This window comes from Aliiruegeria lutimaris (genome assembly GCF_900099935.1).
Lineage (GTDB): Bacteria > Pseudomonadota > Alphaproteobacteria > Rhodobacterales > Rhodobacteraceae > Tropicimonas > Tropicimonas lutimaris.
Genome location: NZ_FNEK01000004.1, coordinates 63,358 through 76,581 on the forward strand (window position 1 = coordinate 63,358; position 13,224 = coordinate 76,581).

Genomic DNA, 13,224 nt, shown 5'->3' on the forward strand with positions numbered 1-13,224 from the left:
CCTCGCGGCTGCGCCAACGGGTCCGATACGGATTTTTCCGGATTGAGACCTTGCGGTCGCAGGCTCAGTCTTCGCCGTCCTCATCCTCGAACATGTCGGGCTGGTCGTCCTCGCCGCCATCGCCCTCTTCCATGCCGAAGCCGGGTGGCGGACGGTTGTCGAGCAGGCCCGCGGCGCGCAGGTCGCGCAGACCGGGCAGGTCGCGGGCGCTCTCCAGGCCGAAATGGTCGAGGAAGCCGGGCGTGACCACGAAAGTCACCGGCCGACCCGGCGTCATCCGGCGGCGGCCGAAGCGGATCCATTCCATTTCCAGCAACTGGTCGATCGTGCCGCGCGAGACGGAAACACCGCGGATCTCCTCGATCTCGGCCCGTGTGACAGGCTGGTGATAGGCGATGATCGCCAGAGTCTCGATGGCCGCGCGCGACAGCTTGCGGGTTTCCACCGTTTCCTTCTGCATCAGGAAGCCGAGATCGGGCGCGGTCCGGATCGCCCAGCGGTCGGCGATACGCACCACGTTTACGCCCCTGCCCTCGTAGCGTTTGCGCAACCGCTCCAGCGCCGTGATCGCATCCGCGCCATGCGGCATCCGAGCGTTCAGCTCGCCCACCGTGATCGGCTCGGCGGTGGCAAAGAGGATCGCCTCGACCATACGCTCCTGTTCACCCTCGGGCGGGGCCTCGAACAGGCTCTCCTCGGGCTGGGCAAGGCTCTCATCATGTTCAGCCATCGCGCCGCTCCTGGGATGCCCGGATCTGGATCGGGGCAAAGGTCTCGGTCTGGCGAATGGAGATCTTGCCCGCCTTCACCAATTCCAGCGAGGCGGCAAAGGTGGCCGCCGTGGCCGTGCGCCGGCGCACCGGGTCCAGCTCCCAGCCCTCGGGCAGGTAGGACATTAGGTCCGTCCATTCCCCGGCGTAGCCCACCAGCGGCTTCAGCCTTGCCAGCGCCTCCTCCATCGTGAAGAGGTTCTTGCGGTCCATCACGAAGGGGCGGAAATCGTCCTTGGTGCGGATCCGGGCATAGGCCTGCATCAGGTCCAGCAGCGAGGCGCTGTAGGTGACCGTGCGCTTGCGCTCCACCGTCTCGATCTCGCCGCGGATAAAGAAATCCTTGCCCTTCTGGTCGCGGGCCATCAGCTTGGCTGCCGCGTCGCGCATCGCCTGCAGGCGTTCGAGCTGGTAGGCGAGGTGCGCCGCCAACTCGTCGCCGGTCGGCCCGTCCTCGCCCGGCTCGGGCGGCAGCAGCAGGCGCGACTTGAGAAAGGCGAGCCACGCGGCCATGACGAGGTAATCCGCCGCCAGTTCGATGCGCAGCGTCTTGGCCTTCTCCACGAAGGTCAGGTATTGCTCGGCGAGCTTCAGAACCGAGATCTTGAGCAGGTCCACCTTCTGGGTGCGCGCGAGCGTCAGCAGCAGGTCCAGCGGGCCTTCATAGCCATCGACATCGACAATGAGAGCCTCGGCGGCGAGCCTTTCGGCCACCGCTTCGTTCTTCACCGCCTGCACCATGTCCTCAGCCATAGACCTCTCCGCCCAGAAGGATGCGAAGTTCCTCTTCCACCGCAAGAATGTCAATCGCCTGCGCGGCCGAGCGGCGATCCAGCGCCGAGTTTGCGCGGTCGAGCGCCCGCCCCTCAAGCGCGCCAGCCGCGCCGATCACCGCTTCCATCTCGCCCATCTCGCCGTTGCAATGCAGGACCAGATCGCATCCGGCGGCAATGGAGGCCGCGCTGCGCTCGGCCACGCCGCCATCGAGCGCTTCCATGGAGAGGTCGTCGCTCATCAACAGCCCGTCGAAACCGATCTCTTGCCGGATCAAAGAGATCATCTCCGGCGATTGCGTCGCGGGGCGCTCGGCATCGAAGGCCAGGTATTTCAGATGTGCGGTCATCGCCAATGGCAGGTCCGCCAGCGCCTTGAAGGGCGCGAAATCCTCCGCCCGCAGCGCCGCCGCATCGGCCTCCACGACCGGCAGGGCAAGGTGGCTGTCCAGCCGCGCTCGCCCATGGCCGGGAATATGCTTGATCACCGGCAGAACGCCGCCCGCCATCAGCCCCTCTGCCGCCGCCCGCGCGCCGGTCACAACGCTGGCGACATCTTCGCCGAAACAACGGTTGCGCAGGAAGGAATGCGTTTCGGGGCGGGCCAGGTCGGCGGTGGGGGCGCAGTTCACGTCGATACCGACGGCGCGCAACTCCTCGGCGATCAGCCGATGGCGCAGAAACATAGCCCGCGCCGCGTTTTCCAGACCCTCGGCGGCGTGCATCTGCTCCAGCGGCGGGCGCCACAGACGCCAATGCGGTGGGCGCATCCGTTGCACGCGCCCCCCTTCCTGATCGATCAGGATCGGCGCCTCTCGCCCCACGGCCGCACGCATATCGGCGGTCAGGGCGGCAAGCTGCCCCGGTTCCTCGACATTGCGGGCAAACAGGATGAAGCCCCAAGGCGGCGCCTCGGCGAAGAAATCCCTTTCCTGCGGCAGCAGGCGCGGGCCGGAACAGCCCAGGATCGCCGCCGCGAGCGCGCTCACTTGGCGACCACGGGGATGCAGTCGGTTCGCTCGGCCACCAGAGCGGCACAGAAGCGACGCGCATCGGACAGATCGGCAAAGCCCATCGCGCGCAGCCGCCAGAACGTCCGCCCACCGGCCTTGGCCTCGACCACAACCTGCGTCTTGTCCACCATCAAGCCGTCGAACTTGCCCGAGATCTTGCCCCAGGCGGTGCGGGCTTCCTCGGGGGTGTCAAAGGCACCAAGCTGGACCAGCCGCGTGCCCTTCGGCACCTCGGCGGCGTCCATGACAGCCGGGGTCGCGGATACAGTCGCGGACACAGAGGCCAACACCACCGGTGCGCGCGATGTCGGGCGTGCCAGCGGGCGCGGCGACAGGGCCACGCCGGGGCCGGTCACGACCTGGACGGTCCGGACCTCTGGCAACGCTTCATCCTGGGCGCTGGCTTCGACCGGCTCCGCCCCCGTTTCCGCTTCGCTCAACGGCGTCGCGCCGGCGATACTGGCATTTGCCAGCGCAATCGCCCGCGCAATCGGGTCATCGGCGGGAAATTCCTGGCTCAGGCTGGCCAGTTGCGCCGACTCGTCCGGCGGCAGCAATTCCGCATCGTCAGCCTCGGCCGAGCTGGCGAGTTCGAGATCGCCGTCCTTGGTCGAGGCGGTCAACTGCCCGAGAGGCAGGTCCTCCTCCGACAGGTCCACCGGTGCTGGCGCCAGTGTCAGGCGCTCCTCGGGCGGCGAAGCCGCCCCGGAGGCCTGCACGCCATTGACCGAGAGCCCCGAATGCGACGCGATCTGTCCGCCCGGATCATCCGGCGCAACCCGCATTGGCCCTTCGAGCGCGCGCACGACCGGAACGCCGTGCACATCGCGCATGATCTGTTTGTATCCCCAATAGCCACCGGTGCCGATCACCGCCAGCGACAGGAGCGTACCGGTCACATGCGCGAGAAGGCGCAGTTTTCCCGGTCCGCCCGCGCGGTAGTTCTCGGACTGCACCTGCATTCCGTCATCGTAAATTTCGTGATGATAGGATTCCTGAGCCGGTTCATAAGCTCCGGAACCGTGGGCCTGTCCCCGGTTCATGTCACTGCGCCTCATTTCTCGCCCGCGCGAGATCGAAAACGAACCGCAGCGGGGCTATTGCTTGCCTGCCTTTGCCCCGCGGCGCCGTTTATCAGCGCATTTCTTCAACCGGGGTCACACCCAAGATACCAAGACCGGTGGAAATCACAACGGAGACGGCACGCGCGAGCGCAATTTTCGCCTGCGACGTGGCAGGATCGTCCTCCTGCAGGAATCGCAGCTCCGTCTCGTCGTTCCCACGGTTCCAGAGTGCGTGAAGATCGCCTGCCAACTCATAGAGATAGAAGGCAATTCTGTGCGGCTCATGAGTACGGGCCGCGATCTCGAGCAGGCGTGGCCATTCGGCCACTTTCGCCGCGAGGGACAGCTCTGCCTCGTGGGTCATGCCCGACAGGTCGGCCGCGGCAAGCGTTGCGTCATCCACGGCGATGCCCGCGGCCTCGGCCTTGCGCAGCACCGATTTCACCCGGGCATGGGCGTATTGGACGTAGAAAACCGGGTTATCCTTGCTCTGCTCCAGCACCTTGGCGAAGTCAAAATCGAGCGGCGCATCGTTCTTCCGGGTGAGCATGACGAAACGTGTCACATCCGCGCCCACCTGGTCCACCACGTCGCGCAGCGTCACGAAGGTGCCCGCGCGCTTGGACATCTTGAAGGGCTCGCCATTCCTGTAGAGCTTCACCAGCTGCGTGAGCTTGATATCGAGCGGCACCTTGCCATCGGAGAGCGCCGACACCGCCGCCTTCATCCGCTTGACGTATCCGCCATGGTCGGCGCCGAAAATGTCGATCAACGCATCGTAGCCGCGCTCCACCTTGTCGAAGTGGTACGCAATATCGGGCGCGAAATAGGTCCAGGAGCCGTCCGATTTCTTCACCGGGCGGTCGACATCATCGCCATGCTCCGTGGATTTGAAGAGCGTCTGCTCGCGCGGCTCCCAATCTTCCGGCTTCTTGCCTTTCGGCGGCTCCAGCACGCCCTCGTAGATCAGGCCCTTGCTTTCCAGCGAGGCCAGCGCTGCCTCGATCAGGCCGGTGCCATAGAGGGATTTCTCGGAGAAGAACTTGTCCATCTTCACGCCGAGTGCGGCCAGGTCCTCGCGGATCAGTTCCATCATCGCGTCGGTGGCGAAGTTACGAACCTCCTGCAGCCAGACCTCCTCGGGCTGGTCGACATACGCATCGCCCACCTTTTCCTTCAGCGCCTCGCCCGCCGCGATCAGGTAATCCCCGGGATAAGTGCCGTCCGGGAAGGCCACTTCCTTTCCATGCGCTTCGAGGTAGCGCAGATAGACCGAGCGGGCGAGCGTATCGACCTGCCCGCCGCCATCGTTGATGTAGTATTCCCGTGTCACCTCATGGCCGGCGAAATCCAGTAGCGAGGCCAGCGCATCGCCGAAAACCGCGCCGCGGGTATGGCCCACATGCAGTGGCCCGGTCGGGTTGGCAGAGACATATTCCACGTTGACCCGCTTGCCCTGCCCCATGTCGGAGCGGCCATAGTCGGCGCCCTGCTCCAGCACCGCGCGCACCACGCCGGCCCAGACCGGCCCGGCAAGCCGCAGGTTCAGGAAACCGGGTCCAGCCACGTCCACGGTGGCAACGCGCTCGTCATCGGCCAGTTTCGCGGCCAGTGCCTCGGCAATATCGCGCGGCTTGCGCTTGGCGGGCTTGGCCAGAACCATCGCGGCATTGGTCGCCATGTCGCCATGCAGCGGATCGCGTGGCGGCTCGACGGCGACATTGGAGAAGTCCAGCCCCTCGGGCAGAACACCCTCGGCTACCAGCGCGTCCAGCGCATCGGTCACGAGGGTACGGATATCGGCATAAATGTTCATGGATCAGGCTCCGCTGGCGTTGCCGGGCGGTGTATCACGGGTACGGGCGGGGTCAATGGTGGGGGCTCTTGGCGGGCCAATACATGGAGCGCGCGCGCGTCGGCCGGATCCGGGCCTGCATCTGCCGCGTGAGGAATTCGCTTGTGTCGGGGCGCTGATAGGTTATCGGCTTTCCTGACAACAACAAAGTAGGCGCATGATCGAACCTTCAGACAATATCGGGGCTCAACCGAGTCCCAAACAAGCCAAAGACTGGGTCAAGATTCTGGCCCACTACCGCGAGCCGAGCAACCGCCGCAGCACCATCGAACTGGCAATTACAGCCATTCCATTCGTGTTGTTCTGGGGGATCGCCGTGTACGCGTTGTCGATCAGCAATTGGCTCGCCTTCGGAAGTTCGCTTCTGATCGCGCCTTTCCTGCTGCGTCTTTTCGCGATCCAACATGATTGCGGGCATGGCTCGTTTTTCTCGAACCGGATGGTCAGCGACTGGGTTGGCCGCTGCATCGGCGTACTTACGCTCACGCCCTACGACGTCTGGCGCCGGTCGCATTCGATCCATCATAGTTCCGCGGGCAACCTGAACAGGCGGGGCATTGGCGATATCCTGACCCTGACCGTCGAGGAGTTTTCCGCTCTGACGCTGTTCGGCCGCTTCAAGTACCGTCTCTACCGTAATCCGGTGACCATGTTCGGCTTCGGGCCCAGCTATCTCTTCCTTCTGGAGAACCGGCTGCCATTGGGGTTCATGAACAGCGCGAGATACTGGTTCAGTTCGATGGCCACGAATCTCGCCATTTTGCTTGCCGTCGCGCTGATCTGGTATCTCGGCGGAGCGATGCCATTGCTTTTGATCTTCCTGCCATCGACCCTGATCGCCGCCACTGCGGGGGTATGGCTCTTCTACGTGCAGCACCAATTCGAGCACACGCAATGGGAGTCGGAAGAGAACTGGCAGCTGCACGAGTCCGCACTGCACGGAAGCTCACACTATGTGCTGCCTTCGGTCCTGCAATGGATCTCGGCCAATATCGGGATCCACCACGTGCATCACCTCTACAGCCGGATTCCGTTCTACCGCCTGCCGGAAGTTCTTCACGATCACTCGGAACTGGCTCAGTGCAACCGGATGACAATTGCGCAAAGCCTGTCGACGGTGAAGCTGAAGCTGTGGGACGCGGACAACAAGCGGCTCGTGTCGTTCTCGGAAGCCCGCGCGCTTCACGGCTGAGCGTCAGAGGACCTCGTAGCAGGCAATCCACGCTTGATGTGACGGACAATCCGATCCTCAAGCAGGTGGTGCCGAGCGCCTAGTGAATGTCGGCATCGCCCAGATGCCGGCGTGCCTTACCCGCAGAGCCTCGCGTGTTCCTGTAGCGCGAAGCGGTCCGTCATGCCGGCCACGTAATCGGCCACCACCCGCGCCAGCGCCGTCGGCCCCTCGGCAAGAGCCACGTCTTCCTGCCAGGCCGCCGGCATCAACGAGGGGTCGCTCATGAAGAGCGGGAAGAGATCCTCTACCACGCGGCTTACCCGCGCGCGTTCCGCCATCACCGCGGGGGCACGATACATGCGCGAGAACAGGAACGCCCGGATCGCCTCGATCTGCAGCCAGACAGGCCGGGAGAACCGTACGACCGGCTTGCCGTAGTCGCGCACGTCCTGCGCGCATTTCGGCCCCGCCTCGGCCAGAAGCCGTCGGGAGGTGTCGATCACGTCGGTTACCATCACGCCGAAGACCCGCCGCAGCGCTTCGTGCCGCCGCCGCTTCACGTCCAGATCCGGCCAGAGCGCGTCCACCTCCGCATAGGCCGGCCCGACGATCGGCAGGGTCGAGACCTCGGCATCCTTGAACAGCCCCGCGCGCAACCCGTCCAGAAGGTCGTGATTGTTATAGGCGATATCGTCCGAAATCGCCGCCACCTGCGCCTCGGCACTGGCATGGGTGTGCAGCTCCAGGTCATGCAGCGCGTTGTATTCCTTGAGCCGGTAGGGCAGCGGCCCGGTCACCGGTCCGTTATGCTTGGCGATCCCTTCCAGCGTCTCCCATGTCAGGTTCAGCCCGTCGAACCCGGCATAATGGCGCTCCAGCGCGGTCACGATGCGAATGGCCTGCGCGTTGTGATCGAAGCCGCCATGCGGCGCCATCAGCTTGTGCAGCGCATCCTCCCCGGTATGACCGAAGGGCGTGTGCCCAAGGTCATGCGCCAGCGCAACCGCTTCGGTCAGCTCCTGGTTCAGCCCCAGCGTGCCGGCAATGGTGCGGGCCACCTGCGCTACCTCGATGGAATGGGTAAGCCGGGTGCGGAAATAATCCCCCTCATGCTCGACGAACACTTGCGTCTTGTGCTTGAGCCGGCGAAAGGCGGAGGAGTGGATGATGCGGTCCCTATCACGCTGGAAGGGCGAGCGAAACGTGCTCATTTCCTCCTTGTACAGCCGCCCTCGGCTGTCGGCAGGGTCGCAGGCATAACGGGCGAGGTTCATGGGAATCCTTGTTGAGCCGTTCTCTGCGCCATATATCCAATATATTGACGGAATGCGACGGGACATTGGAGCCATTTCATGCAGTTGACCCTGCCCCCCAAGGTGACGGAACGCGCTTTCGAGCGCCTGGCCGAGATTGATGCCGCCCCGCAGGCCCTCCGCGTGGCGGTCGAGGGCGGCGGCTGTTCCGGTTTTCAATACGAAATCACGCTCGACGCGCCGAAGCCGGATGACCTCGTGATCGAGGGCCACGGGCAAAAGGTGGTGGTGGATTCCGTCTCCCTGCCCTTCCTCGAAAACGCCGTCATCGATTTCTCCGACGAACTGATCGGCGCGCGTTTCACCATCGAGAACCCCAACGCCACCTCCTCCTGCGGCTGCGGCACCAGTTTCTCGATGTAAAAGCCCGCCAAAGACCGGAATTTTTCCTCGTCCTGCGCGATAGCCTCTCGTAACCTGCCCGGGCGAGAAACAAGAGGAGCCGGACAATGGAAACGGAAGAGGAGAGAGCCAGCATTCACTGGGGCGTGATGTTGCTCCTGCTCGTTTCATCATTCCTGTTGGTGCCGCTCTTCGGCTCATCCAAGCTCGTGGAAGTGACAAGCCTTGTCCTGTTCGAGTTGACCATCGTTGGATCGATCATCTTGAGCGCCAAGGCCCGCTGGCTCCGCGCCGCTGGCGGGGCGCTTGCGCTTATCTGGTTTGCCCATTCGGTTCTGGCCGTTTCCGGCGTTCGGATGAGCGAAAACCTCGCCTATCTCTCCGTGATCCTCGTGCTTGGCGCGCTTGCGATTACGTTCCGCGTCCTGCTGCTCGAGGGGCGTGGCAATATCGAAACCCTGCTCGGGGCGTTTTTCGGTTACCTGCTGCTCGCGATGGCTTGGGCGATGCTTTACGTCCAGATCGAGCGCAGCTTTCCCGGCTCCTTCGCAATGCCGGAAGGCGCGGATATCTGGTCCACCATGCTCTATTACAGCCTCGTCACCGTGACGACGCTCGGCTATGGCGACATTCTTCCCCTAACCCCGCTCGCGATGATGGCCGCGGGGTTCGAGGCGGTGGTGGGCGTGCTCTACGTAGCTGTCATGGTTGGCAGTATCGTCGGCAATCTCAAGTCGACGCATCCTCGCTGAACTGCGTTCCGGCAAACGGTTTGCATCGCCCGGCCCGCCCCTTTAGTGTATTGGGCACACTCAAAAGGGCACCGGCCAGACAGGCTGCCCCTGCAAATTCATCCCCCATCCCAGATTGAGAGGCTCCCATGAGCACCGCCAAAACGGGCGATACTGTCCGGATTCACTACACGGGTACACTGACCGACGGCTCCACTTTCGACTCCTCGCAAGGCCGCGAACCGCTCGAGTTCGTGATCGGCAGCGGCCAGATCATCCCCGGACTGGACGCGGCCATGCCCGGCATGGAGATCGGCGAGACCAAGACCGTCAATATTCCCTGCACCGAGGCCTATGGCGAGGCGGACCCCACGCGCCTGCAAAAGGTTCCGCGCGGCGAAATCCCCGACAATATCCCGCTCGAAGCCGGCCTCACCCTGCAGGCGCAGGCCCCGAATGGGCAGATCATCCAGTTCACGGTTATCGAGTTCAACGAAGAGATCGTTACCCTCGACGCCAACCACCCGCTCGCCGGCAAGGACCTGACCTTCGAGGTCGAGCTGGTTTCCATCGGTTGACAAGCGGTTGACCCCGCCCCCATTCCCGGGCTTTCTGTGAGCCCGGGCGTGCGGCCCGGCGAGGCGTCGACCGGGGAGCGGGCATGAAGATCGCATCTTTCAACATCAACGGCATCAAGGCGCGACATCCGGCCCTGTGCGATTGGCTGGACGAGGCGCAGCCGGACGTGGCGCTGCTGCAGGAGATCAAGTCGGTCGACGAGAATTTCCCGCGCGAGCTCTTCGAGGAGCGCGGCTACAATGTCGAAACCCACGGCCAGAAGGGCTTCAACGGCGTGGCGATCCTGTCGAAACTGCCGCTGGAGGACGTGACCCGCGGCCTTCCCGGTGACGACGAGGACGAACAGGCCCGCTGGATCGAGGCGACCGTGGTGGGCGAGACGTCGGCCATTCGCCTCTGCGGGCTGTACCTGCCCAATGGCAACCCCTGCCCCGGCCCCAAATACGACTACAAGCTGGGCTGGATGAAGCGGCTCAAGGCCCGTGCCGCCGAGCTGATGGCCGCCGAGGAGCCGGCGCTGATGGCAGGCGACTACAACATCATTCCGCTCGACGAGGACGCCGCGCGGCCCGAGGTGTGGCAGGAGGATGCACTCGCGAGGCCCGAAAGCCGCCGCGCCTTCCGCGAGATTGTCAATCTCGGCTTCACGGAGGCCTTCCGTGCCCGAACCCGCGGACCGGGCCATTACACCTTCTGGGACTACCAGGCCGGCGCCTGGGACCGCAATGACGGCATCCGGATCGACCATTTCCTGCTTACGCCACAGGCCGCCGACCGTCTGCTCGATTGCCGGATCGACAAGGAGATCCGCAACCGTCCGAAACCGTCGGACCATGTGCCGATCTGGGTGGAACTGGACATCTGAGCGGGCCGCTCAGAGCGGCCAGACCACCAGGATCACCGGCAAGGCAACAGCGAGCACCAGCAGCTCGAGCGGCAGGCCCATCCGCCAGTAATCTCCGAAGCGATACCCGCCCGGTCCGAGAATGATCGTGTTGTTCTTGTGCCCGATGGGCGTGAGGAAGGCGCAGGATGCGGCGACGGCCACGCCCATCAGGAAGGCGTCGGGGTTGGTGCCGGTGGCCTGCGCCAGCCCGACCCCGATTGGTGCCGCGATCAGCGTGGTGGCGACATTGTTGAGGAAGTCCGACAGCGTCATCGTCACCACCATCAGCACCGCCAGCGTGCTCCAGGCAGGCCAGCCGCCGGTGAAACCGACAATGCTCCCCGCGATCAGCTCCGCGCCCCCGGAACGCTCGAAGGCATCGGCCAGCGGGATCAGGCTTGCCAGCAGGACGATCACTTTCCATTCCACCGCCTCGTAGACCTCCCGCCCGCCAACCAGCCCGAGCGCTGCATAGGCAACGACGCAGCCGGCCAGCGCCAGCAGGAGCGGCGCGACACCGGCCACCGCCAGCAGAATGGCGAGGCCGAAGATGCCCAGGGCAAACCCGGCCTTCGAGCGTTGCACGACCGCAGTCTTGCGGCCTTCGAGCGGCAGTACGCCCAGCCAGGACGTCGCAGCGGCGATGCGTTCGGGCGTTCCCAGCAGCAGCAGCACGTCGCCGGGGCGGATCGTCAGCAGGCGCACCCTGTCATGAAACCGCTGGCCGTTGCGCGCGACCCCGAGCAGCGTCACCGAATGGCCGTAGAGCAGCCGCAGGCTGCGGGCGGTGCGGCCGGCGATCCGCGCCCCTTCCGGCACGATCGCCTCGGCCAGCGTGAGGCTTTCGGAGGCGACGCCCCCCTTGTGGTTCTCGGAGCCGACGAAATCCAGCGCCGCCTGCCCCATGAAGGTCTCGATCGCCTTGGGATCACCCTCGACGACGATGAAATCGCCCGGCCGGATCGGCTCGCGCGCGGCGAAGCCGGGCCTGCGGCGCCCGGAGCGGACGAGACCGAGGATGTTGAGATCGAGCTCATCGGCCAGCGGATAGAGCTCGCTTACCATTGTCTCGCCATCGGCTGCCTTCTCGCCCACCCGAAGCTCGGCGGTATAGCGCCCCTGCGCCGCCTCGGAGACGAACACGCCCACGCCTTCCCGCCGCGGCAGCAGCCGCCAGCCCACCAGCGCCACGAAGGCAACGCCGGCCACGGAGACGGCAAGCCCGACCGGGACAAAATCCAGCATCCCGAATGGCGCGCCGAGCGCGTCCTGCCGGTAGCCGGCGATGACGATATTGGGCGGCGTCCCGATCAGCGTGACCATGCCGCCGAGGATCGTGGCGAAGGAGAGCGGCATCAGCGTCTGTCCCGCCGCGCGTTTAGCCTTGCGTGCGGCCTCCATGTCCAGCGGCATCAACAGCGACAGCGCGGCGACGTTGTTGATCACCGCCGAGAGTGCAGCGCCGACCGTCGCCATCGCGGCGATATGCAACGGGACCGGGCGGTCGCTGTCGATAAGGTGCGCCGCCAGAAGCTCCACCGCGCCCGAGTTCATCAGCCCGCGGGAAACGATCAGCACCAGCGCAATGATCGCGACCGCCGGATGCGCGAAGCCCGAGAACATTCCGTCGACCGGCACCAGCCCGAGCGCGGTTGCGACGACCAGCGCCGCGAACGCCACGAGATCGTAGCGGACCCGCCCGTGGATGAGCAGACCGAATACCGCGGCGAATATCAGGAAAATGAGAGTCTGGTCGCTTGGCATGGCGACGGCCAGTCTGCCGCCATGCAGGACGGCAACCAAGGGAAAAACACCCCCGCCCCCAGTGTATTTGTCGCAGTGCTCCGGTGGGGATGAAAACGGGCGCCGAAGGACGCCCGTCGGCGGGTGTTTATCACCGCCGCCCTGATCGATATGTACCGACCGGCTCCGAACGGATCAATCCGTCAGGAGGCCCGAAATCGTTTCGCCAGACTCACGCGCCGGTGAATTCGATCTTGACGGAACGCGTGCCCGGAAACCGCTGCTCCAGCAGCACATCGGGGACATGGATTTCTCCCGCGCCGGCCTTGCGGGAGCGGAATTTCAGGATCGTCGGCTTGCTGCGCAGGTGCGGCTGCAGCACGCCTGTCGGCACGGCCACCCGGTTCACCCCATCCACCAGCGGCGCCGACACACGAAAAACAAGCGACCGCCCGGTCTGGACGATGTCGACGGGAACATGGTCGGCATCCGTGCGCTCGGGATTATCTTCCAGGATCTCCACACAATTCATGTAGTCTTCCGGATCCATCATCATCTCGCGTCTCGCCACGGTTGGCCGGCGGAGCGTCGTTCTCTTGCTGCGGATCTCCGGGCGGGTGGTCTTTGCACCGTCCTGATCGCCGGCAAGACATTCAAAGGCCGCCCGCGCCTGGACAAAACGATTCTTGTCGCCACCGGCACGGTCGGGATGAAGGCTGCGCGCCGCCCGCTGCCACGCGGTGCGGATCTCTCCGGTATCTGCGTGCTGCGTCACACCGAGGACCTCGGCGGCGGCAAATCGTGCGCGAACTCTCTCAATGGGGGTCATTAGCTTTGGTCCATAATGCGGCGGAATATGGACACAACTTTGCGCTTCCGACACATTTCTGTCAAACCTTTGAATCTATTGGATCAATATCCTGAACAAACCGCCTTGAAGCAAAAGATTGATGTTGCGTTCCGCGGGCCTGGGACAAACCG

The 13,224-nt window shown here is 64.6% G+C and carries 13 protein-coding genes; 5 read left to right on the plus strand and 8 right to left on the minus strand.

Annotated elements, in window-relative coordinates:
- Positions 1-64: 64 nt before the first annotated feature.
- The 5 genes from scpB to argS form a co-directional block, all read right to left on the minus strand.
- Positions 65-730 carry an SMC-Scp complex subunit ScpB gene (scpB, locus tag BLR85_RS03330; protein ID WP_093149468.1) on the minus strand — a complete coding sequence of 222 codons (666 nt, stop codon included), beginning with the start codon at positions 728-730 and terminating at the stop codon, positions 65-67.
- A complete protein-coding gene (locus tag BLR85_RS03335) occupies positions 723-1,523 on the minus strand; it encodes a segregation and condensation protein A (protein ID WP_093149472.1) in 801 nt (266 codons plus the stop codon). Before BLR85_RS03335 ends, scpB begins: the two co-directional genes overlap by 8 nt.
- Positions 1,516-2,532: a beta-N-acetylhexosaminidase gene (gene nagZ, locus BLR85_RS03340; protein ID WP_093149478.1), complete on the minus strand. Its 1,017-nt coding sequence runs from the start codon at positions 2,530-2,532 to the stop codon at positions 1,516-1,518. The genes BLR85_RS03335 and nagZ overlap by 8 nt, the downstream gene beginning before the upstream one ends.
- On the minus strand, positions 2,529-3,599 hold the full coding sequence (locus tag BLR85_RS03345; protein WP_244520593.1) for an SPOR domain-containing protein: 1,071 nt from the start codon (positions 3,597-3,599) through the stop codon (positions 2,529-2,531). The genes nagZ and BLR85_RS03345 overlap by 4 nt, the downstream gene beginning before the upstream one ends.
- A gap of 91 nt (positions 3,600-3,690) precedes the next feature.
- Positions 3,691-5,436 carry an arginine--tRNA ligase gene (gene argS / locus BLR85_RS03350; RefSeq protein ID WP_093149482.1) on the minus strand — a complete coding sequence of 582 codons (1,746 nt, stop codon included), beginning with the start codon at positions 5,434-5,436 and terminating at the stop codon, positions 3,691-3,693.
- Between the two features lie 196 nt (positions 5,437-5,632).
- On the opposite strand from argS, the gene BLR85_RS03355 reads away from it, so the two are divergent.
- Complete coding sequence (locus BLR85_RS03355; protein WP_093149486.1) at positions 5,633-6,667, plus strand: fatty acid desaturase; 1,035 nt, start codon at positions 5,633-5,635, stop codon at positions 6,665-6,667.
- Positions 6,668-6,783: 116 nt separating this feature from the next.
- On the opposite strand, the gene BLR85_RS03360 is transcribed toward BLR85_RS03355, so the two are convergent.
- Positions 6,784-7,923, minus strand: a complete 1,140-nt coding sequence (locus BLR85_RS03360) for a deoxyguanosinetriphosphate triphosphohydrolase (RefSeq protein ID WP_093149490.1) — start codon at positions 7,921-7,923, stop codon at positions 6,784-6,786.
- Between the two features lie 84 nt (positions 7,924-8,007).
- Here BLR85_RS03360 and BLR85_RS03365 point away from each other — a divergent pair, with 84 nt between their 5' ends.
- The 4 genes from BLR85_RS03365 (at position 8,008) to xth (ending at position 10,479) form a co-directional block, all read left to right on the plus strand.
- The gene (locus BLR85_RS03365; RefSeq protein WP_093149804.1) at positions 8,008-8,325 is read left to right on the plus strand and encodes a HesB/IscA family protein; all 318 of its coding nucleotides are present in this window, start codon (positions 8,008-8,010) and stop codon (positions 8,323-8,325) included.
- Between the two features lie 86 nt (positions 8,326-8,411).
- On the plus strand, positions 8,412-9,056 hold the full coding sequence (locus tag BLR85_RS03370; RefSeq protein WP_093149493.1) for a potassium channel family protein: 645 nt from the start codon (positions 8,412-8,414) through the stop codon (positions 9,054-9,056).
- Between the two features lie 128 nt (positions 9,057-9,184).
- Positions 9,185-9,613 carry an FKBP-type peptidyl-prolyl cis-trans isomerase gene (locus BLR85_RS03375; protein WP_093149496.1) on the plus strand — a complete coding sequence of 143 codons (429 nt, stop codon included), beginning with the start codon at positions 9,185-9,187 and terminating at the stop codon, positions 9,611-9,613.
- An 83-nt stretch (positions 9,614-9,696) separates the two neighbouring features.
- The gene (xth, locus tag BLR85_RS03380) at positions 9,697-10,479 is read left to right on the plus strand and encodes an exodeoxyribonuclease III (RefSeq protein ID WP_093149501.1); all 783 of its coding nucleotides are present in this window, start codon (positions 9,697-9,699) and stop codon (positions 10,477-10,479) included.
- Positions 10,480-10,488: 9 nt separating this feature from the next.
- On the opposite strand, the gene BLR85_RS03385 is transcribed toward xth, so the two are convergent.
- Positions 10,489-12,303: an SLC13 family permease gene (locus BLR85_RS03385; protein WP_342028765.1), complete on the minus strand. Its 1,815-nt coding sequence runs from the start codon at positions 12,301-12,303 to the stop codon at positions 10,489-10,491.
- A 172-nt stretch (positions 12,304-12,475) separates the two neighbouring features.
- Positions 12,476-13,072 carry a DnaJ domain-containing protein gene (locus BLR85_RS03390; RefSeq protein ID WP_093149506.1) on the minus strand — a complete coding sequence of 199 codons (597 nt, stop codon included), beginning with the start codon at positions 13,070-13,072 and terminating at the stop codon, positions 12,476-12,478.
- Positions 13,073-13,224: the final 152 nt, after the last annotated feature.

Coding starts and splice junctions, on each gene's coding strand:
- BLR85_RS03375 (WP_093149496.1), top strand. CDS start 9,185: ATGAGCACCGCCAAAACGGGCGATACTGTCCGGATTCACTACACGGGT.
- scpB (WP_093149468.1), bottom strand. CDS start 730: ATGGCTGAACATGATGAGAGCCTTGCCCAGCCCGAGGAGAGCCTGTTC.
- argS (WP_093149482.1), bottom strand. CDS start 5,436: ATGAACATTTATGCCGATATCCGTACCCTCGTGACCGATGCGCTGGAC.
- xth (WP_093149501.1), top strand. CDS start 9,697: ATGAAGATCGCATCTTTCAACATCAACGGCATCAAGGCGCGACATCCG.
- BLR85_RS03370 (WP_093149493.1), top strand. CDS start 8,412: ATGGAAACGGAAGAGGAGAGAGCCAGCATTCACTGGGGCGTGATGTTG.
- BLR85_RS03360 (WP_093149490.1), bottom strand. CDS start 7,923: ATGAACCTCGCCCGTTATGCCTGCGACCCTGCCGACAGCCGAGGGCGG.
- BLR85_RS03390 (WP_093149506.1), bottom strand. CDS start 13,072: ATGACCCCCATTGAGAGAGTTCGCGCACGATTTGCCGCCGCCGAGGTC.
- BLR85_RS03335 (WP_093149472.1), bottom strand. CDS start 1,523: ATGGCTGAGGACATGGTGCAGGCGGTGAAGAACGAAGCGGTGGCCGAA.
- BLR85_RS03355 (WP_093149486.1), top strand. CDS start 5,633: ATGATCGAACCTTCAGACAATATCGGGGCTCAACCGAGTCCCAAACAA.
- BLR85_RS03345 (WP_244520593.1), bottom strand. CDS start 3,599: ATGAACCGGGGACAGGCCCACGGTTCCGGAGCTTATGAACCGGCTCAG.